The sequence below is a fragment of the Rhodoferax sp. WC2427 genome, assembly GCF_040822085.1.
Taxonomy (GTDB): domain Bacteria; phylum Pseudomonadota; class Gammaproteobacteria; order Burkholderiales; family Burkholderiaceae_C; genus Rhodoferax_B.
Genome location: NZ_CP162006.1, coordinates 3,129,090 through 3,153,587 on the forward strand (window position 1 = coordinate 3,129,090; position 24,498 = coordinate 3,153,587).

At 63.1% G+C, this 24,498-nt stretch carries 24 protein-coding genes; 18 read left to right on the forward strand and 6 right to left on the reverse strand.

From position 1 onward, the window contains the following. The first annotated feature begins 6 nt into the window (after positions 1-6). The 4 genes from AB3G31_RS14755 (at position 7) to AB3G31_RS14770 (ending at position 4,223) form a co-directional block, all read left to right on the forward strand. Positions 7-1,146 (forward strand): ABC transporter ATP-binding protein, encoded by a 1,140-nt coding sequence (locus AB3G31_RS14755; RefSeq protein WP_367846835.1) that lies wholly within the window; start codon positions 7-9, stop codon positions 1,144-1,146. Continuing rightward, positions 1,143-2,033, forward strand: coding sequence for a BadF/BadG/BcrA/BcrD ATPase family protein (locus AB3G31_RS14760; RefSeq protein WP_367846836.1), 891 nt, complete (start codon positions 1,143-1,145; stop codon positions 2,031-2,033). The genes AB3G31_RS14755 and AB3G31_RS14760 overlap by 4 nt, the downstream gene beginning before the upstream one ends. Before the next feature lie 79 nt (positions 2,034-2,112). Next, complete coding sequence (locus AB3G31_RS14765; protein WP_367846837.1) at positions 2,113-3,183, forward strand: ElyC/SanA/YdcF family protein; 1,071 nt, start codon at positions 2,113-2,115, stop codon at positions 3,181-3,183. 11 nt (positions 3,184-3,194) lie between these two features. Continuing rightward, complete coding sequence (locus AB3G31_RS14770; protein WP_367846838.1) at positions 3,195-4,223, forward strand: SIS domain-containing protein; 1,029 nt, start codon at positions 3,195-3,197, stop codon at positions 4,221-4,223. A 167-nt stretch (positions 4,224-4,390) separates the two neighbouring features. On the opposite strand, the gene AB3G31_RS14775 is transcribed toward AB3G31_RS14770, so the two are convergent. Next, positions 4,391-5,197, reverse strand: coding sequence for a hypothetical protein (locus AB3G31_RS14775; RefSeq protein ID WP_367846839.1), 807 nt, complete (start codon positions 5,195-5,197; stop codon positions 4,391-4,393). Between the two features lie 340 nt (positions 5,198-5,537). On the opposite strand from AB3G31_RS14775, the gene AB3G31_RS14780 reads away from it, so the two are divergent. Further along, positions 5,538-6,305: an alpha/beta fold hydrolase gene (locus AB3G31_RS14780; protein ID WP_367846840.1), complete on the forward strand. Its 768-nt coding sequence runs from the start codon at positions 5,538-5,540 to the stop codon at positions 6,303-6,305. Here AB3G31_RS14780 and AB3G31_RS14785 read toward each other — a convergent pair. Next, entirely contained in the window at positions 6,241-7,200 is a 960-nt protein-coding gene (locus AB3G31_RS14785) for a LysR substrate-binding domain-containing protein (RefSeq protein WP_367850358.1), read from the reverse strand. The genes AB3G31_RS14780 and AB3G31_RS14785 overlap by 65 nt on opposite strands. Positions 7,201-7,328: 128 nt before the next feature. Between AB3G31_RS14785 and AB3G31_RS14790 the strand changes: the two genes are divergently transcribed. From AB3G31_RS14790 to AB3G31_RS14805, 4 genes are read left to right on the forward strand one after another with little or no spacing between them, the layout of a single operon-like run. Beyond that, on the forward strand, positions 7,329-8,513 hold the full coding sequence (locus AB3G31_RS14790) for a muconate cycloisomerase family protein (RefSeq protein ID WP_367846841.1): 1,185 nt from the start codon (positions 7,329-7,331) through the stop codon (positions 8,511-8,513). Between the two features lie 11 nt (positions 8,514-8,524). Continuing rightward, positions 8,525-8,803: a muconolactone Delta-isomerase gene (catC, locus tag AB3G31_RS14795; protein WP_367846842.1), complete on the forward strand. Its 279-nt coding sequence runs from the start codon at positions 8,525-8,527 to the stop codon at positions 8,801-8,803. Positions 8,804-8,856: 53 nt separating this feature from the next. Further along, the gene (locus AB3G31_RS14800) at positions 8,857-9,771 is read left to right on the forward strand and encodes a catechol 1,2-dioxygenase (RefSeq protein WP_367846843.1); all 915 of its coding nucleotides are present in this window, start codon (positions 8,857-8,859) and stop codon (positions 9,769-9,771) included. 5 nt (positions 9,772-9,776) lie between these two features. Continuing rightward, complete coding sequence (locus AB3G31_RS14805; protein WP_367846844.1) at positions 9,777-10,232, forward strand: bacteriohemerythrin; 456 nt, start codon at positions 9,777-9,779, stop codon at positions 10,230-10,232. On the opposite strand, the gene AB3G31_RS14810 is transcribed toward AB3G31_RS14805, so the two are convergent. Beyond that, positions 10,229-11,176 carry a LysR family transcriptional regulator gene (locus AB3G31_RS14810; RefSeq protein WP_367846845.1) on the reverse strand — a complete coding sequence of 316 codons (948 nt, stop codon included), beginning with the start codon at positions 11,174-11,176 and terminating at the stop codon, positions 10,229-10,231. The two genes, AB3G31_RS14805 and AB3G31_RS14810, sit on opposite strands and share 4 nt — an antisense overlap. Positions 11,177-11,635: 459 nt before the next feature. Here AB3G31_RS14810 and benA point away from each other — a divergent pair, with 459 nt between their 5' ends. Genes benA through AB3G31_RS14840 form a run of 6 tightly spaced genes read left to right on the forward strand, consistent with a single transcriptional unit; the run spans position 11,636 to position 17,942 of the window. Further along, complete coding sequence (gene benA / locus AB3G31_RS14815) at positions 11,636-12,958, forward strand: benzoate 1,2-dioxygenase large subunit (protein WP_367846846.1); 1,323 nt, start codon at positions 11,636-11,638, stop codon at positions 12,956-12,958. A 10-nt stretch (positions 12,959-12,968) separates the two neighbouring features. Further along, positions 12,969-13,460, forward strand: a complete 492-nt coding sequence (gene benB / locus AB3G31_RS14820; protein ID WP_367846847.1) for a benzoate 1,2-dioxygenase small subunit — start codon at positions 12,969-12,971, stop codon at positions 13,458-13,460. Between the two features lie 10 nt (positions 13,461-13,470). Beyond that, positions 13,471-14,478: a benzoate 1,2-dioxygenase electron transfer component BenC gene (benC, locus tag AB3G31_RS14825; protein WP_367846848.1), complete on the forward strand. Its 1,008-nt coding sequence runs from the start codon at positions 13,471-13,473 to the stop codon at positions 14,476-14,478. A 54-nt stretch (positions 14,479-14,532) separates the two neighbouring features. After that, positions 14,533-15,318 carry a 1,6-dihydroxycyclohexa-2,4-diene-1-carboxylate dehydrogenase gene (locus AB3G31_RS14830; RefSeq protein WP_367846849.1) on the forward strand — a complete coding sequence of 262 codons (786 nt, stop codon included), beginning with the start codon at positions 14,533-14,535 and terminating at the stop codon, positions 15,316-15,318. 45 nt (positions 15,319-15,363) lie between these two features. Beyond that, positions 15,364-16,728, forward strand: a complete 1,365-nt coding sequence (locus AB3G31_RS14835; protein WP_367846850.1) for an MFS transporter — start codon at positions 15,364-15,366, stop codon at positions 16,726-16,728. A gap of 35 nt (positions 16,729-16,763) precedes the next feature. Beyond that, positions 16,764-17,942 carry a benzoate/H(+) symporter BenE family transporter gene (locus tag AB3G31_RS14840; RefSeq protein WP_367846851.1) on the forward strand — a complete coding sequence of 393 codons (1,179 nt, stop codon included), beginning with the start codon at positions 16,764-16,766 and terminating at the stop codon, positions 17,940-17,942. On the opposite strand, the gene AB3G31_RS14845 is transcribed toward AB3G31_RS14840, so the two are convergent. Then, positions 17,939-18,745, reverse strand: a complete 807-nt coding sequence (locus AB3G31_RS14845; RefSeq protein ID WP_367846852.1) for an IclR family transcriptional regulator — start codon at positions 18,743-18,745, stop codon at positions 17,939-17,941. The genes AB3G31_RS14840 and AB3G31_RS14845 overlap by 4 nt on opposite strands. 101 nt (positions 18,746-18,846) lie before the next feature. Between AB3G31_RS14845 and AB3G31_RS14850 the strand changes: the two genes are divergently transcribed. The 3 genes from AB3G31_RS14850 to pcaF are packed head-to-tail and all read left to right on the forward strand — an operon-like array spanning position 18,847 to position 21,471. Next, on the forward strand, positions 18,847-19,563 hold the full coding sequence (locus tag AB3G31_RS14850) for a 3-oxoacid CoA-transferase subunit A (RefSeq protein ID WP_367846853.1): 717 nt from the start codon (positions 18,847-18,849) through the stop codon (positions 19,561-19,563). Between the two features lie 14 nt (positions 19,564-19,577). Continuing rightward, positions 19,578-20,222 carry a 3-oxoacid CoA-transferase subunit B gene (locus AB3G31_RS14855; protein ID WP_367846854.1) on the forward strand — a complete coding sequence of 215 codons (645 nt, stop codon included), beginning with the start codon at positions 19,578-19,580 and terminating at the stop codon, positions 20,220-20,222. Positions 20,223-20,268: 46 nt separating this feature from the next. Next, positions 20,269-21,471, forward strand: coding sequence for a 3-oxoadipyl-CoA thiolase (gene pcaF / locus AB3G31_RS14860; RefSeq protein WP_367846855.1), 1,203 nt, complete (start codon positions 20,269-20,271; stop codon positions 21,469-21,471). Positions 21,472-21,492: 21 nt separating this feature from the next. Here pcaF and AB3G31_RS14865 read toward each other — a convergent pair whose 3' ends face one another. Together AB3G31_RS14865 and AB3G31_RS14870 are read right to left on the reverse strand one after the other, a co-directional pair. Next, on the reverse strand, positions 21,493-22,107 hold the full coding sequence (locus AB3G31_RS14865; RefSeq protein WP_367846856.1) for an ANTAR domain-containing response regulator: 615 nt from the start codon (positions 22,105-22,107) through the stop codon (positions 21,493-21,495). After that, complete coding sequence (locus AB3G31_RS14870) at positions 22,104-24,275, reverse strand: PAS domain S-box protein (protein WP_367846857.1); 2,172 nt, start codon at positions 24,273-24,275, stop codon at positions 22,104-22,106. The genes AB3G31_RS14865 and AB3G31_RS14870 overlap by 4 nt, the downstream gene beginning before the upstream one ends. Positions 24,276-24,498 lie beyond the last annotated feature (223 nt).

The window sequence follows — 24,498 nt, forward strand, 5'->3', positions numbered from 1 at the left end:
CATATCATGGCAAAAGTATCCCTTCAAAACATCTCCAAGTCCTTCGGCAACACACCGGTGTTGCAGAACATCAGCCTGGAAATCGAGCACGGCGAACTGGTCGTGCTGGTTGGCCCCAGCGGCTGCGGCAAGTCCACCCTGCTGCGGGTGCTATGCGGGCTGGAAGACATTGACAGCGGCACGCTGCGCATCGGCGACGACGTGGTCAACGGCATGCCCCCGGCCGAGCGCGGCATCGCCATGGTGTTCCAGAGCTATGCCCTCTACCCGCACATGACAGTGCGCCGCAACATGGCTTTCGGCCTGCGCATCCACGGCGCCGACAAGGCCGAGATCGACCGCCGCGTGATGGATGCCGCCAAGGTGTTGCACATCGACCACCTGCTGGAGCGTCTGCCCCGCGAACTCTCCGGCGGCCAGCGCCAGCGGGTGGCCATCGGCCGCGCCATCGTGCGCGAGCCCCGGCTATTCTTGTTCGATGAACCCCTGTCCAACCTGGACGCGGCGCTGCGCGCCAAGACCCGCATCGAGCTGGCCCGCCTGCACCGCGACCTGGCCGCCACCATGGTCTACGTGACGCACGACCAGGTCGAGGCCATGACCCTGGGCGACAAGATCGTGGTGCTGCACGAAGGCCGGGTGCAGCAGGCGGGCACACCGCTCACTTTGTACCAGCAACCCGCCAACCGCTTTGTGGCCACCTTCATCGGCTCGCCCACCATCAACCTGCTGCCTGCGCGGGTGATTGAGCTGGCCGAGCACGGTGTGCGCGTGCAACTGGGCAACGGCTGCAAGTTCTTCGCCACCGTGGACCCCACTGGCCTGCAGGTTGGCGAATCGGTGGAAGTGGGGCTGCGCCCCGAGCACTGCGAAGTGCTCACCGGCGAACGTGCCCCCGGCGTGAACGATGCCGCACTGGACGCGGAAATCACCCTGGTCGAGCACCTGGGCGAATCGAACCTGCTGTACCTGAAGACCGACGACGGCCAGGAGCTCATCGTGCGCGGCGACGGCAATGCCGCCGTGCGCCTGGGCGACTCGGTCATCATCCGCGCCGTGCCCGAGGCCATGTACCTGTTCCGCGCCGATGGCAGCGCCTGCCCGCGCCTGCGCCCCGGCAACATGAGATCGGCCCACGCGCTATGAAACTATCCACAGACATCCTCTACCGGGTGGGCGTGGACGGTGGCGGCAGCAGCACCCGGGCCCGCATCACCCTGGCCGATGGCACGCCCCTGGGCGAAGGCAAGGCCGGTGCTTCGGGGCTGATGCAGGGTATCCCCCAAGCCTGGCGCCATATCGAATGGGCGATGGAGCGCGCGGCGCAGACCATATACCCCGGCAATCTGCCGCCGCCGGACCGGCACAACTGTGCGGTAGGTATCGGCGTGGCCGGTTTCAACAACCCGCAATGGCGCAGCGCCTTTATGGCGGCCAACCCGGGCTACAGCCACCTGGCCGTGGACACCGACGTGTTCACCGCCCTGCTGGGAGCCCACCAGGGCCAGCCCGGCGCCCTGGTGATCGCAGGCACCGGTACCGTGGCCCAGGCGCGCCATGCCGATGGCCGCCGCCTGGCCGCCGGTGGCTGGGGCTTTCCCTCGGGCGATGAAGGTGGCGGGGCTGTGCTCGGCTTGCAAGCGGTGAACCTGGCCCAGCAGGCCTCCGATGGCCGGCGCGCCCCCAGCCCCTTGACCACCGCTGTGCTGCAGGCCATTGGTTCCCAGGCCGTGAGCCTGTTGGCCTGGTGCTGTACCGCCAACCAGGCCGCCTTCGCCTCCCTGGCTCCGCTGGTGTTCGACTGCGAAGCCCACGACCCTGCCGCAGCGCAACTGCTGGCCCAGGCGCAACAGTCGATAGAGAAACTGGTGACTGCAGTCGATCCGCATGGCCAATTGCCCCTGGTGGCCTGGGGCAGCGTGGGCCAACGGCTGGCCCCGCGCTTCGCCCCTGCAGTGCAAGCCCGTCTGGTGCCGCCCCGCACCGATGCCTTGCAGGGCGCGCTGCAATTGCTGGCGCTGCAATTTCCTTAACGCGAAACCACTTTCAGGGCTCGCGGTGCTCTGTACCCAAGTCCATAAAAGCCAGTACCTATTTCGAGAGACAAGCACTATGCACATCCGCACCCCCTTCCTGCTGTCCGCCAGCCTTCTGGCGGGCCTATGGGCCCCTGCCCCGGCCTTGGCCGACGGCATCAACGCCGCCGCCCAGGAGCGCGCCGCCCACATCGTCCAGACCGGCATCTACTACTACTGGAACGGCGGCGACCTGAAGCAGGCCGAAAAAGACTACTTCCAGGGCATCACCCTCAAGGGCCGCTACGACATCGTGGAAAACAGCTTCCGCGAAGCCGCCAAGCTGCAGCCCGACCGGCTGGACCTGCTGTTCGGCGTGGCCTCGGCCCAGGTGCTGCAAAAAGACACTGCGGGTGCCCTGCAGACCTGGGCCGACATCTGGCAAAAAGACCGCCAGGGCTTCGAAGCCCCCATCCTGCAAGCCGCCTATTTGACCGCGCTGGAGAACACCGAAGCCACCGACAAGATCCTCGCCACCCTGGCCCGCAGCCACCCGGAGCGCACCCAGGCCTACCAAGACAAGTTCGCCCGCGCCACGCGCACCCTGGCGCTGCCCATCCGCACCACGCCCAACCCCGACATGCCGCAGGCGCAGCACGCCATCGTGGTGCTCGGTTACGCGCTGGGCAAGGGCGGCGTGGTGCAGCCCACCCTGCTCAAGCGCCTGGACAAGGCGTTGGCGCTGGCCCGTCTTTATCCCGATGCCCCGCTGGTACTGTCGGGCGGCGTGCAGCAAGGCGGCATCACCGAAGCCTATGCCATGGCCGAATGGCTGGCCGCCCAGGGCATTGCCCGCTCGCGCCTGGTGCTGGAAGACCTGGCCAAAGACACCGTCGGCAACGCCGTCAATTGCGCCGCCATCCTGAAAGACCTGGGCGTACGCCACGCCACCCTGGTCTCCAGCGCCAGCCACATCCGCCGCGGACTGACCGTGTTGGAAGAAGCCACGCGCAACCAGGGCCTGGACCTGCATTTCGACAGCCTGGTCGAACTCGACTACCCGCGCCTGGAAGATGCGGAAAAAATCACCGCCGCAGAACGCGTGGTCGTCTACCGCGACCTGATGCGCACCAGCGGCATCTGGGCCTTTCCAGGCATCCAACAATGAACCCATCTCCTATGAACACCCCTACCCACATGTACGTCGAGGCGATGGCCTCTTCCGCCCAAGTCCAGCTGCAACTGGCCGCCGACCAGGACCGCTACGCCGCCCTGGGTGTCGCCCTGCGCGCCCGCCCGCCGCGCGGCACCGTCACCATCGCCCGGGGCAGCTCGGACCACGCCGCCGCCTACATGGCCTACCTGATCATGGCGCGCAGCGGCCAGCTGGTGACATCGCTGCCCATGTCGCTGCTGACCCTGTACCAGGCCCCGCTGCCGCTGGCCGACATGCTGGCCATCTCGGTGTCGCAGTCGGGCCGCAGCCCCGACCTGGTCGAGCCCATGCAGCGCTTCCAGCAGGCCGGGGCCACCACAGTCGCCCTGGTCAACGATGCCGCCTCGCCCCTGGCCGCAGCGGTGGACTGGACGTTGCCCCTGCACGCCGGCCCCGAGCACAGCGTGGCCGCCACCAAGAGCTTCATCTGCAGCCTGGTCGCCGGGGCCCGCCTGGCCGCCGCCTGGACCGACAACGCAGACTTCGCCACCCGCCTGGCCGACCTGCCCGCCGCGCTGGACCAGGCCTGCCAGCAAGACTGGTCGGCCGCCATCGCCCCGCTGCTGCGGGCCGAGCGCCTGATGGTCATCGGCCGGGGCCCCGGCCTGGCGATTGCCAATGAAGCGGCGCTGAAGTTCAAGGAAACCTGCGCCATCCAGGCCGAGGCCTTCAGCGGCGCCGAAGTGCAGCACGGTCCCATGGCCCTGGTGGATGAGGCCTACCCCATGCTGATCTTCGCCCCGCGCGGCCCGGCCCAGCCCGGCCTGGTGGCCCTGGCCGCCGCCATGCGCCAGCGCGGTGCCCATGTCCTGCTGGCCGCCCCGGCCAACGTGCCCAGCCGCGACCTGACCCTGGCCACCGCCCCGCACGAAGACCTGGACCCCATCACCGCCATCCAAAGCTTCTACCTGCTGGTAGAGGCCGTGGCGCGCGCGCGCGGCCAAGACCCGGACAAGCCACGCCATTTGTCCAAGGTCACGAGTACCCGTTAACCACACGAAGTAGGCAGGGTTTCTGTATTTTTACTATCAAAAAAATAGCTTGTTGTGCTTATTCCATCGGCACAATCAGCTATTTTTTGCATGAAATATTTGCTATTGCGGGTATCGGGATTGCCTACCCGGGTGCCTCATCCCTGGCACATTGGCCACCATGATTCTCAAGTCGCAGAACCAGGCTGGATTTCAAAATAAGGTAGCAATGCCTGCGCAGCCTGGATCCGCAGGTGCAGCGCTATCGTCTTGTCACCCATGACATCCAGTAAAAAGCGCTTTGGATCTAGGCTGATTCCAGAGGCCGCGCGTTCGGTGTGGCCCTGCGCAATTTCGCCGCCGCCACTGTCGGTGGCCGCCAACGCCCTATGGGACGTAGCGGTGGTGGCGGCCGCACTGAGCCGAAGCAAAACCATTTGGAAATCTGTGACCTTGATACCCACCAAGCGCGACAAAACGTCGGCCTGGGCATCGGCACTGGGACAGACATCCAGCCACGGCTCATCCGAGAACAAGGCGGCTAAGTCAGGCGCAACAAACGCTGACCATCGGCCTGTCTCTTTCCATAAGGCTGGAACCATTTTGGCGTGCTGCATTTGCCCTGAAGACGGCGCGTCAACAGAAGGCTTGATGTCAATGCGCCCGGGGGCAACATGGTTCAAATAACGCAGGCATAGATACTCAAGAAAGCGCCTTGCGTCTACGGCGGGCACCGGCTCCGAAATCGAGAACCATAGCTGGTAACCGTCGATCCCTGAGACGGCTATGGCCGGTGCGGGCAGTTCCCAATCTTCCTGCACCCCTTGCCAGAGTTTCGATAGCGCGCTCCAGTCCGCTGGCCGGGCAAGTTCCAGGACCATCGCCCGCACGCGGCCGTCTGGGCTGGTCAAGCCGGAGTCTTCGGAATGGGCCGTCTCGCCGGTTGGGCTGGGCAAGAGGTAGAGGCGATGCAGTTCGGCTTGCAATCTGTTCATGGCGAGGTGCTGACAATGGCTTGCCGTAAATGGCTGACTTTACTTGATGGCAATTCTTCAGTTCAGCGGGCACCCGGGGCCCACTGCAACAACGATACCCGGCCGCATGGTGCATGTATTCGATGGCATTTTTTCAACCGACCATTCGGCGCAATCGAACAGTACCGATCTTTAGCGATGGCACAGCACCGGTAAAAAAATGCCATTTCACTCTCATCTGGCCCTTTTACCGACCGGTCGGCACGCTGCAGACAGCGCCCAAATGCGCGCCGATACAGTCCAAGCACATCGGACCGAAAGGAGCACAATGCCGTCCGTTTTAACTCACGAATCCCCTCCCATGCCGCATCTGAATTTTGTGCAACAAGGCCAAGGGCCGCTGGTGGTGTTGAGCCACGCTCTGGGCTGCGACCTGACCATGTGGGACGGCGTGGCCGCTGCGCTGCAGGAGCGCTACACCGTACTGCGCTACGACCACCGTGGGCATGGCGGTTCCGCCAGTTCGGGTGCGGCATACACCGTGGACGATCTGGCCGACGACGCGGCTGGGCTGGTCCGCACCCAATCCAACGGGCCGGTGCACTTTGTGGGCCTGTCAATGGGGGGCATGACGGCCCAGGCCCTGGGAGCACGGCACCCGCAGCTGGTGCGCAGCCTGGTCATAGCCAATTCGGCAAGCCACTACGACGATGCAGCCCGCACGATGTGGCAAGCCCGGATTGCCACCGTGCTGGCGAATGGCGTGGCACCGATTGCAGACGGCGCCTTGCAGCGCTGGTTCACCCCGGAGTTCCGTAGCGACATCAACGGCAGCGTTCTGGTGGCGGCCCTGCGTTCCGTGCTGGAAGGTACCGCGCCTGCACCCTATGCCGCCGCTTGTGCCGCCGTGGCGAACATTGACCTGGACGCTGGCAACGCCCGCATCACTTGCCCGACACTGGTGGTCTGCGGCGCACGTGACGAAGCCACACCCCCGGCCCTGTCGGAAACCATTGCCCGCACCATCCCAGGCGCACAACTGCGCAGCCTGGATGCCGCACACCTCAGCGCGGTGGAGCAACCCGAGGCGTTCGCGCAGCTGTTGACGGAGTTCTGGAAGGGCCTGTAAGCACCTGGGTGGGCGACCAGCGCAGCGGGTTCGTCAGCAGCAAGGCGGCAAACGCCTGCGCCGCCTTGCTGCGGGACGCACCACGCCGCCACAGGATGCCCGCATGGCGCACCATCTCCGGATCGGTCAGGGCAATGGCATGCAGATCAGGCACTTGCTGTGCCGCCCGTTCGGGCACGATGCTGGCCAGGTCGCCCAACAAGCACACGCCCAGCAAAGCCTCCACCGAATCCATTTCCACCCGCACCAGCGGTGTCACACCGGCCTGGCGCAGACTTTGGTCGATGAGCCGCCGGGTCGCAAAGCTGCGCGGCAATAGCGCCAACGGAACATCAACCAACGCGGCCATGGGCAGGCTAAGGCGGTTGACCAAAGGATGCTCCTGCCCGACCACCAGCAGCATGCGCTCGTCGAACAAGGGCTCGGTCTCAATGTCACCGTGCTCTGTCGGCTGAAAGGCAATGCCCAGGTCCAGTTCGCCGCGCAGCAACTGCGCCTCAATCTGCCCCGCACGCAAGTCATGCACTTCGACCATGACCTTCGGGTGCGCCTGGCTGAAGCGCGCCACCGTCGCGGGCAGCACCGTGTTCAAGAACGTGGGAATCGCACCCACCGTCAGCTTGCCGGACTGCAGGCCACCCAGTTCGGCCAGCGCCATGCGCCCAGCCTCGATCTCCTTCAATGCCCGCGTGGCGTACACGCGAAACTCGGCCCCCGCCTGCGACAGTTTCAGACCCCGGCCCAGGCGGTCGAACAGCGCGACATCCAGTTCCTCCTCCAACTGGCGCAGGCCGTGCGACAGCGTGGACTGGGTGACGAACAGGTTGGCCGCCGACTGCGTCAAATGCTCAGTCTGGGCGATGTCCAAGAAGTAGCGGAGTTGGCGGATTTCCATGCGGCCATGGTACTGCTTTTCGTTCGATAGAGTCGAACGGTTAATCACAAATAAACCATTGGAAAGAACTCTCCCAGAGAATTAACCTTGCGCCGTTGTCCCAATTACACGAGCCAAAGGCCCCCTCCATGTCGAGTCGTTTTCCTATCGAGCGCATCGAAGCGCGGATTCTGGATATTCCCACCATCCGCCCGCACAAGCTGTCGTTTGGTTCCATCAGCCGACAGAGTCCCGTCATCGTGCAGCTGTGGCTGGCCAACGGCGCCTGCGGTTTTGGCGAAGCCGCCACCATCGGCGGGCCATCGTGGAACGAAGAGTCCCCCGAGGGCATCCAGCACGCCATCAGCAACTACCTGGCACCTGCATTGCTGGGCCAGGACGGTGCCCATTTCGAGGCCGCGCTGGCCCGCATGGACCTGGCCTGCAAAGGCAACGCGTTCGCCAAAAGCGCCGTAGAGATGGCACTGATCGATGCCGTGTCGCGCTCGCTGGACCTGCCCGCCTGGCAGTTGCTGGGTGGCAAGCGCCACCAGAGCCTGCCCCTGGCCTGGACGCTGGCCAGCGGTGATGTGATCCGCGACCTGGACGAAGCCCAGCTGCGTCTGGAGCAAAAGCGCCACCGCATCTTCAAGATGAAAATTGGTGCCCGCAGCCCGGCGCAAGATGTGGCCCATGTGGCACAGATCGCACGTGGCCTGGCCGGTCGTGCCACCCTGACGGTGGATGTGAACCAGGCTTGGGATGGCAACACGGCACGCCGCTACCTGCCGCAGCTGATCGACGCGGGTGTCAGCCTGATTGAGCAGCCGGTGGCCAAGTGGAACGTGGAAGCCCTGCAGACCCTGACCAGCACCCTTGGCGACCGGGCCAGCATCATGGCCGACGAAACCGTATGCACCCCGCAAGATGCGATGCGCCTGGCCCGCGGCCAAGCGTGCCACGTGTTCTCGCTCAAGGTTGCCAAGCACGGCGGCCTGCTGCGCACCCGCCAGGTGGCGGCGGTGGCCGAAGCGGCCGATATCGGCTGGTACGGCGGCACCATGCTGGAAACCTCGATCGGCAGTGCAGCATCGGCGCACGTGTTCTCAACACTGGGCACACAGCACCATGGCTGCGAACTGTTTGGCCCCCAGCTGCTGGTGGACGACATCGTCACCGAACGCATGGTGATCCGGGACTTTGAACTGCAACTTCCCGACGGCCCCGGTTTTGGCGTGGAAGTGGATCTTGCGCAACTGCGCCGCTTCGACCGCGCCCATGCGGGCCAAACCCCCTCCGTCATCGACCTCGGCCGCAGCGCCACCACTGTTTAAGGAGCCTCCACATGCTATTTCTGGTTCGCATGGATGTACAGATTCCACGGGATTTGCCGCTGGAACAAGCCAACGAGATCAAGGCCCGCGAAAAGGCCTATTCCCAAGACCTGCAACGCGACGGCCGCTGGAAGAGCATCTGGCGCGTGGTCGGCGAGTACGCCAACTACAGCATTTTCGACGTGGCCTCGAACGACGAGCTGCACCAGCTGCTGCAAGGCCTGCCGCTGTTCCCGTTCATGAAGATCCACGTCACGCCGCTGGCTGCCCACCCCTCGGCGATTGCCTGAAGCGCCCGTATCCCTTTTTCCCCCCACCACCATCCCTACGAGGAGACAACACCATGGCCGAACTCACCCAGAAACAATTGCTGGACATCGTCAACACCACGCACACCGCCCCCGGCAACCCGCGGGTCCGCGAACTCACGGGCCGCATCGTCGCCGATCTGTTCAAAACCATCGACGAGCTGGATGTCAGCCCCGACGAGTTTTGGAGCGCCGTGAACTGGCTCAACCGCCTGGCCCAGGGCGGCCAGACCGGGCTGATCACCGCGGGCCTGGGCTTTGACCGCCTGCTCGACATCCGCATGGACGAAGCCGATGCCAAGGCCGGTCGCGCAGCCGGTACACCCCGCGCCATCGAAGGGCCGCTGTTTGTGGCCGGTGCACCCTCTTCCAAGTTTGAAGTTCGGCTGGACGAAGGCGAACCCAAGGGCGAACTGTTTGTCATGGAAGGCCAGGTGCGCGACGTGGACGGCAAGCCCGTCGCCCATGCGGTGATGGACGTATGGCACGCCAACGAAAAAGGCGGCTACTCGCACTTCTTCCCCGGCATGCAACCTTACGAGCTGCGCCGCCAGATCGAAACCGATGCCCAAGGCCGCTACCGCTTCCGCTCGTACCTGCCACCAGGCTACGCAATTCCGCCTAACAGCCCCACCTCGGAACTCTTCGAAGCGCTGGGCCGCCACGGCAACCGTCCGGCGCACATCCACTTCCTGGTGGTGGCCCCCGGCCTGCGCACGCTGACCACGCAAGTCAACATCCCGGGCGACAGCTTCATCGACGACGACTTCGCCTTCGCTACCCGCGACGGCCTGATCGTCGAGATCGAGAAAAATGTGGCCCCTGCAGGCTACGAGTCGCTGGGCATCAGCGCCCCGTTCACCCGCTCGCGCTTTGACTTCGTGCTGCAAAAAGCCTTGAACGCCAGCGAGGCACTGCCCTTGACCCGCATGGAACGCGTCACGGCTTGAGTCCCATGGCTGCCGAATTCCATCCTCCTGGGCTGCCCCTGCAATGGGGCGACCAGTTCCTGCTGGGATACGAGCCGATAGACGAGGTCCATGAAGAGTTCGTGGACCTCGTCGGCCAGATGCAGCGCGCCGATGCCGCCAGCCTGCCGACCTTGCTTGACCGCTTTGCCGAGCATCTTCTGGGCCACTTCCAGATGGAAAACCGCTGGATGGAGGAGACTGCCTTTCCGCCTCGGCAATGCCATATGGACGAACACGCCGCGGTGATGGAGTCGGTGGTGGCCGTGCAAGGCCTGCTGGCACAGGGTGACATAGACACCTGCCGGGAGCTGGTGGACCAATTGGCGCAATGGTTCCCCAAGCATGCCGACCAGCTGGATTCGGCCCTGGCCCACTGGATGTTCAAGCGGCGCATGGGCGGCAAGCCGGTGGTACTGCGCCGTGGTGTAGCCCTGCGTTAACTTTCTGGCTCTGGCGGGCTTGCTGCCGCCTGGCTCTGCGCCAACAGCTTTTCGGCCGCCTGGGCGCGGTACACCTCGTCGATCAGTGACCGCAACAGCACGATGTCCTCGGACTGGTCGTGTAACCGCGTACTCATCACAATGGGAGACACCGCGCTGGGCTCCAACAGCGCGCGGTACACCACCTCCTCGCGCCGCAGCCTTTGGGCGCTGGCGGGCACTACACACAAACCCATACCGGATGCCACCAGGCCCAGGGCAGTCTGCATTTCCTGCACTTCGTGCACTTCCGCAGGCTCTACGCCCTTGTCCCGAAATATCGACAGCACCTGGTCGGCGTAGCTCGGCCGGGGCGAACGGGGGTAGACCAGCAACGGATAAGGCGCGGCCTCCACCAGGCTTAGCGGCACCGTGCTGCTGGCCAGCGGATGCTCTGCCGGGATAGCCAACACCAGCGGCTCTTCACGCAGCACCTCCCGTTTCACGCGGGGGTCGTCCAGGCGCAGGCGACCAAAGCCCACATCGATCTGCCCGGCGTTGAGCGCCTCGTTCTGCTCCACCGATATCTTCTCCACCAGGACCAGCTCGGTCTGCGGCTTGGCGGCCCGGAACATGCGCGCGATGCGCGGCAGCGCTCCGTACATGGTGGACGGCACAAAGCCAATGACCAGCCGCCGGTCTTTCTGCGCGACACGCCGCGTCATGGTGATGGTCTCATTCACCTGCTCGATCAGGCGCACTGCACGCTCGTAAAAGAACTGGCCCGCCATGGTGAGCTGCAAGGGCCGGGCATCGCGCTCCAGCAGTTGCATGCCGAGCTCGTCTTCCAACTGCTGGATCTGACGGCTCAACGGCGGCTGCGAAATATGCAGTCGCTCGGCGGCGCGGGTAAAGCTGCGCTCCTCGGCGACGGCCACAAAGTATTTGAAGTGCCGGAAATCCATAGCATTCCTTTTAGGTATGGAGTGAGTCTAAAACGGTCTTTGATATGTGCCGTCCTTATTTCTAGAATTCACTCCACAAGACAAAAAATGGACCTTTTTGGGACGCCTCCTACCGGTCGTACCCATGATGCCAAAGACCCAGCACCACCGGGTTCAGGCGGCAAAAAAGGCGTCCTTCCCCAATGAAAGGAGACAACTATTCAACGCAAACACCTCTTCGCGACGGTACCCCGCAGCACCATTTGAGCCGGTGCCTGTGCCGCAGCCGGCAGACAGACACGCCGATGCCACAGCCTAACAGTGTCACCGTACTGCAGAACCTTCGCATTCCCAAAAAGCATAAACCCCCGTAGAAACCCTAGCAACACGAGGTTGTCGGGGTGGTCGGAAACACCCAAACGGAGATAGTCCATGAGCATCCCCACGCACACCCCTGGCATACAAGCACGGTTAGACAGCATGCTGGTTGAAGATAAGGACCAGCACGTCTACCAACTGAACCGCGCCGCCTTTACCGACGCCGAGCTGTTTGAACTGGAAGTCAAACACCTGTTCGAAGGCAACTGGATCTACCTGGCCCACGAAAGCCAGATTCCCCACAACAACGACTATTTCACCACCCATATCGGTCGCCAGCCGATCATGCTTACGCGCAACAAGCAAGGGGAACTGAACGCGCTCATCAACGCTTGCTCGCACCGCGGTGCCACCCTGGCCCGCCACAAAAAGGGCAACAAGGCCAACTTCACCTGCACCTTTCACGGCTGGACCTTCAACAACAGCGGCAAGCTGTTGAAAGTTAAGGATGGCAACGAAGCAGGCTACCCCGCATCCTTCAACAAGGAAGGCAGCCACGACCTGAAGAAGATTGCCCGCTTTGAGAACTACCGCGGCTTCCTGTTCGGCAGCCTGAACGACGATGTCAAGCCCTTGGCCGAGTTTCTGGGCGAAGCCACCAAGATCATCGACATGATCGTGGACCAGTCGCCCGAAGGGCTGGAAGTGCTGCGCGGCGCCTCCACCTACACCTACGATGGCAACTGGAAACTGCAGGCCGAAAACGGTGCCGACGGCTACCACGTCAGCTCGGTGCACTGGAACTACGCCGCCACCACCAACCACCGCAAACAAGGGGCTGCGGGCGACAACGTCAAAGCCATGGATGCCGGTAGCTGGGCCAAGCAAGGCGGCGGCTTCTATTCGTTCGAGCATGGCCACATGCTGCTGTGGACCAAGTGGGCCAACCCCGAAGACCGCCCGGCCTATGCCATCCGCGACCAGTTGGCAGCGCAATTCGGCCAGGCCCGCACCGACTGGATGATCAACCACTCGCGCAACCTGTGCCTGTACCCCAATGTCTACCTGATGGACCAGTTCGGCTCGCAGATCCGCGTGCTGCGCCCGATCTCGGTGGACAAGACCGAAGTCACCATTTATTGCATCGCCCCCAAAGGCGAGTCCGCCGAAGCCCGCACCCGCCGCGTGCGGCAGTACGAAGACTTCTTCAACGCCACCGGCATGGCCACGCCCGACGACCTGGAAGAGTTCCGCGCCTGCCAGCAAGGCTATGCCGCCAGCGCCCTGCCCTGGAACGACATGTGCCGTGGGGCCACCCACTGGGTGGAAGGTGCCGATGCCGCCGCCCAAGAAATCGACCTGCACCCCAAGCTCAGCGGCGTGAAGACCGAGGACGAAGGTCTGTACACCGAACAGCACCGCTACTGGCTGGAAACCATGCAGCACGCAGTGGCAGGCACTTCCGCCGCCCGCACCCCCGTTTAAGAGGCCCGCTATGACGACGATGACGATGGACCAAGTCCAAGCCTTTCTGTACCGCGAAGCCCGCCTGCTGGACGACAAGCAGTGGGATGAGTGGCTGACCTGCTACGCCACCGAAGCGGAGTTCTGGATGCCCGCCTGGGACGACGACGGCGAAATGACCCGCGACCCGCAAAGCGAAATCTCGCTCATCTACTACCCCAACCGGGGTGGCCTGGAAGACCGCGTGTTCCGCATCAAAACCGAGCGCTCGGCGGCCAGCATGCCCGAGCCCCGCACCGGCCACCACCTCTCCAACGTCGAGATCGTGTCGCAAGACGGGAGCCAGGCGCAGGTGCGCTTCAACTGGCACACGCTGAGCTACCGCTACAACACCACCGATAGCTACTTTGGCACCTCCACCTACACCCTGGATACCTCCGGAGCGCAGCCACTGATCCTGCGCAAGTGTGTCGTGCTGAAAAACGACTACATCCACCACGTCATCGATGTCTACCACATCTGAGGCCAGCACCATGAACCACCACATTGCGCTCCAGTTCGAAGACGGTGTTACCCGCTTCATCGACGCATCTGCTACAGAAACAGTAGCTGATGCCGCTTATCGCCAGGGCATGAACATCCCTTTGGACTGCCGTGACGGCGCCTGCGGCACCTGCAAATGCTTTGCCGAATCCGGCCAGTACACCCTGGGTGAATACATCGACGATGCCATGACCGACGACGAAGCCCGGCAAGGCTACGTACTCACCTGCCAGATGCGGGCCCAAAGCGACTGCGTGGTGCGCGTGCCCGCGTCGTCCAACGTCTGCCGTACCCAGCAGGCCCGCTACGAAGCCGCCATTACCCAGGTGCGCCAGGTATCGCCCAGCACCATTTCGCTGTCGATCCAGAGCGATGCCCTGAACAAGCTGGCCTTCCTGCCCGGCCAGTATGTGAACCTGCAGGTGCCGGGCAGCACCCAGACGCGTGCCTATTCGTTCAGTTCGCTGGTGCGCGATGGCACGGTGTCCTTTCTGGTGCGCAACGTGCCCGGTGGGCTGATGAGCAGCTACCTCACCGGCCAGGCCAAACCCGGCGATACCCTGACCCTGGCCGGGCCGCTGGGCAGCTTTTACCTGCGCGACATCCAGCGGCCGCTGCTGCTGCTGGCGGGCGGCACTGGTCTGGCCCCCTTCACCGCAATGCTGGAAAAAATTGCCCAGCAAGGCAGCGCGCACCCGCTGCACCTGGTGTACGGCGTCACCCACGACGCCGACCTGGTAGAGATGGACACGCTGCAAGCCCTGGCCGAGCGCATCCCGAACTTCAGCTTCTCTGCCTGCGTGGCCAGCGCCGACAGCCACTACCCGAACAAGGGCTACGTGACGCAGCACATCGCGCCCGCACACCTGAACGACGGCAATGTAGACATCTACCTGTGCGGCCCCCCGCCCATGGTGGAAGCCGTGGGCCAGTTCATCCGCGACAAGAACCTGAAGCCCGCCAACTTCTATTACGAAAAATTCTCGGCCAGCGCCTGAGCGCCCGCCCCTTGTCTATGGCCCGTTCCATGCGGGCCTTTTTGGAGTGACACCATGAACCCACGATTTCACAACCAGGTCGCCGTCATCACCGGCGCGGCCCAGGGCATTGGCCGCAGCGTGGCCCTGCGCATGGCGGCCGAAGGTGCCAGCCTGGTGCTGGTTGACCGCTCAGAGCTGATCTTTGAACTGCGCGACGAACTGGCCCGCACCGCCAGCGCCACACCGGTGCTGGCACTGACCGCCGACATGGAGAAAAGCGCCGATTGCCAGCGCACCATGGATGCCGCCGTGGAGCGGTTTGGCCGCATCGACGTGCTGGTTAACAACGTCGGCGGCACCATCTGGGCCAAACCCTTCGAGCACTACCGGGTGGAAGAGATTGAGGCCGAAGTGCGCCGCTCGCTGTTTCCCACCCTGTGGTGCTGCCACGCCGCGCTGCCCACCATGCTCAAACAGGGCAAGGGTGCCATCGTCAACATCTCGTCCATCGCGACACGCGGCCTCAACCGCGTGCCCTACGGCGCGGCCAAGGGCGGCGTAAACGCCCTCACCGCCTGCCTGGCGCTAGAAACCGGGGAGCGCGGCGTGCGCGTGAACGCGGTGGCCACCGGTGGCACCGAGGCCCCGCCACGCCGCATCCCGCGCAACGCCGCAGAGCAGACCGCGCAGGAAAAAGTCTGGTACCAGCAAATCATCGACCAGACCACGTCGTCCAGCCTGATGAAGCGCTACGGAACCATTGACGAGCAGGTCAACGCCATTGTGTTCCTGGCTTCCGACGAGGCCTCCTACATCACCGGCATCACCATGCCGGTGGGCGGCGGCGACCTGGGCTGAAGCATTTTTGCAAGCATTTCAACAACATACACAACGAGACAAACCATGCGACACATCAATGTACACAAGCTGTCCGACGAAGCCACATTCAATGGCTTCCACGGCAAGGTTCTTCTATGGTGCGCCCTGATCATCATCTTTGACGGCTATGACCTGGCGGTGGCCGGTATTGCGCTGCCGTCCATCATGAAAGAGATGGGTGTCACCGCCCAGAACGCGGGCTTCATGGTCAGCTCGGCCCTGTTTGGCATGATGTTCGGTGCCATTTTTCTCGGCACCATCGCCGACAAGATTGGCCGCCGCAAGGCCATCGCCATCTGCATCTTTTTGTTCAGCGTGTTCACCGCAGCCGCAGGCTTTACCCACGACCCGGTGACCTTCAGCGCGATGCGCTTCCTGGCGGGCCTGGGTATTGGTGGTGTGATGCCCAACGTGGTGGCGCAGATGACCGAATACTCGCCCAAGAAGATCCGCGCCACCATGGTCACGCTGATGTTCAGCGGCTATGCCGTGGGTGGCATGCTGGCCGCCCTGCTGGGCAAGGGCCTGATCGAAGCCTACGGCTGGGCATCCGTCTTTCTGGCCGCCGGTTTACCGGTGCTCCTGATCCCGTTCATCCTGAAGTCGCTGCCCGAATCCATGCCCTTCCTGATTAAGCAAAACCGCCTGGACGAGCTGAAGAAAATCGTCTCCCAACTCTCGCCCAGCTACCAACCCGACGCCAATGACCGCTTTGCGCTGCCCTCGGCAGACCGGGCAGAAGGCGCGCCCATCGGCAAGCTGTTTCAGGATGGCCGGGGCTTTAGCACGGTGATGTTCTGGATCACTTTCTTCATGTGCCTGTTCATGGTCTATGCCCTCAGCTCCTGGCTCACCAAGCTGATGGCCGGCGCAGGCTACAGCCTGGGTTCGGCGCTCACCTTTGTGCTGGTGCTCAACTTTGGTGCCATGGTGGGCGCGGTCGGCGGCGGCTGGCTGGCCGATCGATTTCACATCAAATACGTGCTGGTAGGTATGTACGGGCTGGCCGCAGTTTCGATCACGCTGCTGGGCTACCCGGTGTCTACGGAAATGCTGTTCCTGCTGGTCGGGCTGGCCGGTGCCTCCACCATTGGCACGCAAATCGTCACCTATGCCTATGCGGGGCAGTTCTACCCGATGGCCGTGCGCTCGACCGGCATCGGCTGGGCATCGGGCGTGGGCCGCAGTGGGGCCATCCTGGCACCCATTGTGATCGGCACGCTGGTGGGCATGGCTTTGCCGCTGCAGCAGAACTTCATGGCGATTGCCATTCCGGCGGTGATCGCCATGCTGGCCGCATCGATGATCAACCACCGCAAATCTGCATCCGGCAACCACGAAGCCGCGGGCCTGGCCGTGCCGGCGGCTTCAGCGGTCGCGGGCAAGTAGGCGCCCCGCCTCCTGCGAACCCAGGCAGCGTCCCGATGCACAAAGACTTTTCCCTGTCGGCCACCACGGCGGGCTTCCTGGCCGTGCTGATTTCCTATTCCGGCCCGCTGGTGATCTTTTTCCAGGCCGCCCAGAACGCCCAGGTTTCCCCGGACATGATGGCCTCGTGGGTCTGGGCGATTTCCATCGGTGCCGGGGTCTCGGGCATCCTGCTGAGTTGGTGGCTCAAGGTGCCGGTGGTCACAGCCTGGTCGGCACCCGGTACCGCCCTGCTGGTCACGCTATTTCCGCACATTTCGCTGGAGCAGGCCGTGGGTGCCTACCTGGTAGCGGCGGTGGCCATTCTGGGCATCGGTGCGTCGGGCTATTTTGACAAGCTGATGCACGCCATCCCCAAGGGCATAGCCTGCGCCATGATGGCCGGCATCCTGTTCCAGTTTGGGGTTGGCACGTTCCAGGCGGTCAAGACCATGCCCGCCATCACCTTCGGCATGATCGCCGTTTATCTGCTGTTCCGGCGCTTGCTGCCCCGGTATTGCCTGGTGGTCTTGCTCATCGCCAGCCTGGCCATGGCGGTCATGTTCAAGGGGGTCAGCCTGGCCGGGGTGACCTTCCAACTGGCCCACCCGCTGTTCATCCGGCCGGAATGGACCTGGGGTGCCACCCTCAGCCTGGCGCTGCCCCTGGTGCTGGTCAGCGTGACCGGGCAGTTCCTGCCGGGCATGGCGATTTTGCGCAGCGCAGGCTACAGCACACCGGCCCGGCCCATCATCATGGTGACCAGCCTGGCATCGGTGGGTACCGCCTTTTTTGGCGGCATCACGGTGGTGATCGCGGCCATCACCGCGGCACTGTGCACCGGCAAGGACGCGCACGAAGACGCCCGCAAGCGCTATGTGGCCGGTATAGCCAACGGCGTCTTTTACCTGGTCGGTGGCTGCTTTGCAGGCACCATCATTCTGTTTTTCGCGGCCCTGCCCAAAGAGCTGATCGCGGTACTGGCGGGGCTGGCCCTGGTCGGGGCCATCTCGGGCAGCCTGGCCGGTGCCCTGCAGGAGGCCGACCACCGCGAGGCCTCGGTCATCACCTTTTTGGCCACCGCGTCCGGCATGGGCTTCTGGGGCCTGGGGTCGGCATTTTGGGGCGTGGTGTTGGGGGCGGTCGCCTACCTGCTGCTGCACAAGCGCTGGTCCGTCCCGGCGCAGACTGTTTAGCGGGCCCCGCTGGAGCGCAACAGCATGGAAATGGTATGCGCCGCCTCGCGCAAAGCGGGCAGCATGGTCTGCTGCATGGCCTCGGCGCTGCTGCGGTTGGCCTGGCCTGAAATATTCAGCGCCGCCACCGTCACACCGGCCCGGTTGAACACCGGCGCCGCCATGGAGATCAAGCCCTCCTCCAACTCCTGGTCCACCAGGCACCAGCCCTGGGTACGCACCTGCTGCACCTGCCGCAGCAGTGCGGCCGGGTCGGTCAGGGTATGGCGGGTGCGGGCCTGCAGATCACTGGCGCGCAAATGATCTTCCACTTCGGCATCCGACAAGCCCGCCAGCAGCACCCGGCCCAGCGAGGTGCAGTAAGCCGGCAGGCGCGAACCCACGCCCAGATTGAGCGACATGATCTTGTGGGTGTGCACGCGCAGCACATAGACGATGTCGCTGCGGTCCAGCACGGCGGCAGAGCACGACTCCTTGACCTGCTCGGCCAGGCGCTCCATCACCGGCTCGGCCAGGTTCCAGATCGGCAAGGACGACAAATAGGCAAAGCCCAGCTCCAGGATGCGCGGCGTGAGGTGGAAGTACTTGCCGTCGCCATCCACATAGCCCAGGGTTTGCAGGGTCAGCAGGATGCGGCGCGCCCCGGCACGGGTCAGGCCGGTGCTGGCCGCAACCTCGCTCAGGGTTTGTTGCTGCGCTTGGGCGTTGAACGAGCGGATCACCTCCAGCCCGCGGGCGAAGGACTGCACGTAGCTGTCGCCGGGCTCGGGAGCGCTCTCCGGCCGGACTGCGGAATTTGCCATGGTCAATAAAATCTTTTAAAATTCATTATACGAACATTTGTTCTTATTGCGAACAACGGGATGCCGCACCCTTTTGCGGAGAACTTTGCAGGAGTGCGTGTGTGATCAACAAAATTGCGGCCTCGGTTGCCGAGGCATTGTCAGGTATCCAGGACGGGGCCACCGTGCTGATCGGTGGCTTTGGCACCGCCGGTATTCCCAACGAACTCATCGATGGGCTGATCGACCAGGGTGCCCGCGACCTGACCGTGGTCAACAACAACGCGGGCAACGGCGAGACCGGGCTGGCCGCGCTGCTCAAGGCCGGGCGGGTGCGCAAGATCATCTGCAGCTTTCCGCGCCAGGCCGACAGCCAGGTGTTCGATGGCCTGTACCGCAGCGGCCAGCTGGAACTGGAACTGGTGCCCCAGGGCAACCTGGCCGAGCGCCTGCGCGCCGCCGGGGCGGGTGTGGGTGCTTTCTTTACCCCCACCGGTTTTGGCACGGAACTGGCCAAAAACGCCGACGGCAGCCCCAAGGAAACCAGGGTCATCAACGGCAAGTCGTACGTGCTGGAGTACCCGATTTACGGCGACGTGGCCCTCATCAAAGCCGAAAGCGGCGACCGCTGGGGCAACTTGGTCTACCGCAAGGCAGCCCGCAACTTTGGCCCGGTGATGGCCACCGCCGCCAAGCGCACCGTAGCCACCGTGCACTCCATCGTAGAACTGGGCGCGCTGGACTCCGAGGCCATCGTCACGCCCGGCATCCATGTCTCCAAGATCGTCCACATCCACCACGTGGCCACCCAGGCCGGTGGTTTCAAAAACGCCGCATAGCCCGGAGATACAGCATGAGCAGCTACCAAAAACGCAGCAAAGACGAACTCGCCCAGCGCGTGGCCCAAGACATCCATGACGGGGCCTACGTGAACCTCGGCATCGGCCAGCCCACCTTGGTGGCCAACCACATCCCGGCCACCATCGAGGTGGTGTTGCACAGCGAAAACGGCATCCTCGGCATGGGCCCCGCCCCCGCTGCGGGCGAGGAAGACTACGACCTGATCAACGCGGGCAAGCAGCCGGTGACCTTGCTGGACGGCGGCGCGTACTTCCACCACGCCGACAGCTTCGCCATGATGCGCGGCGGCCACCTGGACATCTGCGTGCTGGGCGCCTTCCAGGTCTCAAGCACCGGCGACCTGGCCAACTGGAGCACCGGCGAGCCCGGCTCCATCCCCGCCGTGGGCGGTGCCATGGACCTGGCCATCGGTGCCAAGCAGACCTGGGTGATGATGGATTTGCTGACCAAAAAGGGCGAGAGCAAGGTGGTCGAGGCCTGCAACTACCCCCTCACGGGCATCGCCTGCGTCAAGCGCATCTACTCCGACCTGGCCACCCTGGCCTGCACGCCGCAAGGCCTGCAGTTGATCGACAAGGTCGAAGGGCTGGAGCACGCCGAGCTGGAGCGCCTGGTGGGCCTGCCCATCCGAGCCTGAGCGCAGGCCTGCATCCACCGTTGACCCCAACCGTACCGAGAACCCCATGAACCAAGCCTTTATCTGCGACGCCATCCGCACCCCCTTTGGCCGCTACGGCGGTGCCCTGAGCGGCGTGCGCGCCGACGACCTCGGTGCCATTCCCCTGCGGGCCTTGATGGCCCGCAATCCGAACGTCGACTGGGCCGCCGTCACCGATGTGATCTACGGCTGCGCCAACCAGGCCGGTGAAGATAACCGCAACGTGGCCCGCATGAGCGCGCTGCTGGCGGGCCTGCCCCTGGTAGTGCCCGGCTCTACCGTGAACCGCCTGTGCGGCTCGGGTTTGGATGCCTTGGGCACTGCAGCGCGCGCCATCAAAGCGGGAGAAGCTACATTAATGATAGCGGGCGGCGTCGAGAGCATGAGCCGCGCACCCTTCGTCATGCCCAAGGCCGAGTCGGCCTTCAGCCGCAGCAACGCGGTGCACGACACCACCATCGGCTGGCGCTTCATCAATAAGCTGATGAAAGAGCAGTACGGCGTGGACTCCATGCCCGAAACCGCCGAAAACGTGGCCACCGACTTCCGCATCAGCCGCGAAGACCAGGACACCATGGCCCTGCACAGCCAGCTGCGCGCCGTGGCCGCCCAACAGGCCGGGCACCTGGCGCGCGAGATCACCGCTGTCTCCATTGCGCAGAAAAAGGGCGATGCCATCGTGGTAGACACTGACGAGCACCCGCGCGCCACCAGCATGGAGACCCTGGCCAAGCTCAAGCCCGTGGTACGCCCCGGCGGCACCGTCACCGCAGGCAATGCCTCGGGCGTGAACGATGGCGCCTGCGCCCTGCTGCTGGCCGACGCAGCCACGGCCGCCAAAAACGGCCTGACACCGCGCGCCCGCGTGGTCGGCATGGCCACCGCCGGTGTGGCCCCGCGCGTCATGGGCATCGGCCCGGCACCGGCCACCGAAAAAGTGCTGGCCCTCACCGGCCTGACGCTGGCGCAGCTGGACGTGATCGAGCTGAACGAAGCCTTTGCGGCGCAGGGCCTGGCGGTGCTGCGCCAGTTGGGTCTGCAGGACGATGACGAGCGGGTGAATGCCTGGGGCGGTGCCATCGCGCTGGGCCACCCCCTGGGTGCCAGCGGCGCACGCCTGGCCACCACCGCCATCAACCGCCTGCACGCCACCGGTGGCCGCTATGCGCTGTGCACCATGTGCATTGGCGTGGGCCAGGGCATTGCGCTGGTGCTGGAAAGAGTTTGATGGGCGATTACGTCTGTGCTGTCAGGCAGTTCGGTCAGCAGCCATGGCCTCGCAGCCGCGCACAACTTCAGCGGCTATGTCCACCAACCGCATGCTTCGGGAACGGGCAGCCCTTCGCAGTTGTTCAAAAGCTGTCCCACGTTCTAAACGGTACTGCATCATGGTGACCCCAACTGCGACGTTGATGCTTCGCTCGCTATCCAATGCATCTTGCAACTGCTTATGTGTAGTACGTAGCTTATTCAACTCATCCGCACGTGCCAGCGCGGCCTCGATGGCAGGCAGTAATTGCGCCTCATCTATCGGTTTAACCAAGAAGGCCAAGGCTCCCTGCGCTATCGCTAGTTGCACAATCCGCTCGTCACTGTATGCGCTGAGCATTAGAAAGGGTATGTGATCCAGTTCGCGTAGTCGCTCCGCCAGGAATAGGCCACTCTGACCAGGCATGCGTACGTCCAAAATGACCAGGTTAGGTCGGCGGCCGCAAGCCAGCATTTCTTCCGCTTCTACTGAGCTCTTAGCCGTGCTGACGGCATATCCAGCTCTCGCCAGGCTGGCTGCCAGCGTAGCCAGCACCAGGCGGTCATCATCGACAAGAAGTATGTGAGGGGTCTCTTTATTAGCCACGGTATTCATTTCATCATCAGCACTGGCGCACTTAGTACCAGCTCAACCACCATCTCGTCGTTAACACGCTCGACGTTGAGTTGAGCCCCAGTGCTGGGCATGAGGTGTACCATCAGTTGCTGGCCTGATCCTGACAACGGGTCCGGCGAAATCGGTAGACCGGGCGTGACGCTATTGGTGATGCGCACCCTAGCGCAACCTTCCCGCACTAGCTGCACCAGGCTAACGCACACGGAAGGTTGGTTTGGGTTGCTGTGCTTGACGGAATTGAAGAGCACCTCATTCAATATCATCGCCAAGGGCACAGTCTCTTCCTCTGAAATGAAGAAATTTGCCTCGGTTTGACTCTCCATCATCTCCACCGGCACCTGCCAAATGTCTCTTATCTGCGCAACGATGGCGCGCATCAACTCGCGCAGGGAAACCCTGCCCGCGCTCGTTTGTCCTTGCAAGCCATGGATCGTAGCGATGCTCTTGATTTGGCCAATAGCCTGATTTAATGCCGGTGCTGTGTCCGGATGCTGCTGCCCGAACTGGCGCAGCAAGCCGGTGATGCCTTGAAGATTATTTTTGATGCGATGGTGCACCTCACGCACCAACGCCGCACGCTGGGCTGCTTCGTCAAGGCGCCGCCGCTCATCGCGACGGTGCCGATCCGAGACATCAATGTAGGTGACTACATAGTTGACAATGTTCCCTTTGTCATCGGCTACCCCGGTAACTGTCAATGAAGCACGGAACTCCCGCCCCGTCGCATGTGGGCACCACAGTTCACCCGCCCAACTACCTGTAGTTTGAACCGTAGCGTAAATGTACTCATAGACCGTGTCTGGATAGCGAGCAAGGCGCAACTGCAGTGCGTGCTGACCCACCAATTCGTCTCCTCTGTATCCCGTGATGCGAGTGAACGCAGCGTTGACCTGCAAGACCTTGCGTTGGTCATCCATTACCAGAATGCCTTCCTGGGCTTCAAACGCGACAGCAGAAATGCGAAGGGCAGCGTTGACCCTTTCTAATTCCAATTGGCTTTGCTTGAGCGGTGTGATGTCTGACACCTGAACAAAGAACCCTAATACTTCACCATCCACCCGATCTGCAATGTACTGCGCCCACGTGTAGCCCGTCTCGCCATTGGCTTTCACCAGAGTGCGCTCGAACTGCTGGTCTTCACCGCGCAGCACCGCGCGTATATGGATCTCATTCTTGGCGAACAACTCTGGACCCAGCAACTCCTGCATGGAAATGCCGCGCATCTGCGATTCGTTGCGACCGAACCAGATTTGGTACTGTGAGTTGGAGAATGCACAGCGCAGATTCCGCGTCCAGTAGCCCACCATGCCAGGAAGACTGTTGGCGATGCTGGCTATGAAGCGTTCCTGCTGGCGCACAAGTCGCTCCCCAGCACGTATGTCGGTCAAATCACGGGTCACGGACACCACGCCTAGTAGCGCATTGGCGTCGTCTGCATAGGGGTAACAGGTGGACTCCAGGTTGCGTAGACTGTCCCTGTGAAACGATGTTTCCACATTTACTAGCTGTGGTTCCCGCGTTGCCATGCAGTGTGAAAGTGCATCCTTTCGGGCCTGATTGAAAGAGCCGAGTGGCACTACAGGCACTTCAATGTTCGTGTGTCCAAGTACTTGCTCGCGTGCCAGACCGGTCGTTTGACACCATGCATCGTTCACCATCAGGTAGCGCTGCTGCAAATCCACCACGCTCACCATCTCGCTGATGGAGTTCACCACGTATTTGAAAGTGCGCAACTCCTGCTTGATGCGCATGCGGGCTGTGATGTCTACGTAAATAGTCAGAAAACCACCACCGGGCACCGGGCTGCGCTTGATTGCTACCACCGTGCCATCCGGCCGGGTGTGATCGTAGGTCTCGGGAAGCAAGTGGCATAGTTCTGCGATACGGCGATGCGCCTCCTGCTGAGGGTCGCATGGGCCGAACTCTCCAGCTGTGGCCTGCCGAAGAAATATGTCCAGTAAATGGGTGCCGGGCGTGGCCAGTTCAGCGGTTAAACCGGTCAACTCCATGGCACGTGGGCTGATAGTTACCAGGCGCCTGTCCCCATCGAACAACGCGATGCCTTCGCCCAGGTTGGCGAAGACTTCCAGCAACATATCGAGCTGGCGCCGTGTGACGGAATCTGTGGACGAGTCTTGTGAAGCCATGGCACCCACAGTATGAAAGGCTGGATTATCTGGGTAGTCAGCAAACGGACAACGATCTATCTTTATTCCACGCTTCTATGACCTAAAACACACCGGCCGAGACAGCCGCATGCTAAAGTAACAAAACGTTTCTACCGCCCCTGCACACGGCGTCGAAACACATAAGGCCCCGCCCCCGCCTTGCAATTTTTTGAATGCTCCTTCATTGGTAGCAACAAGAACA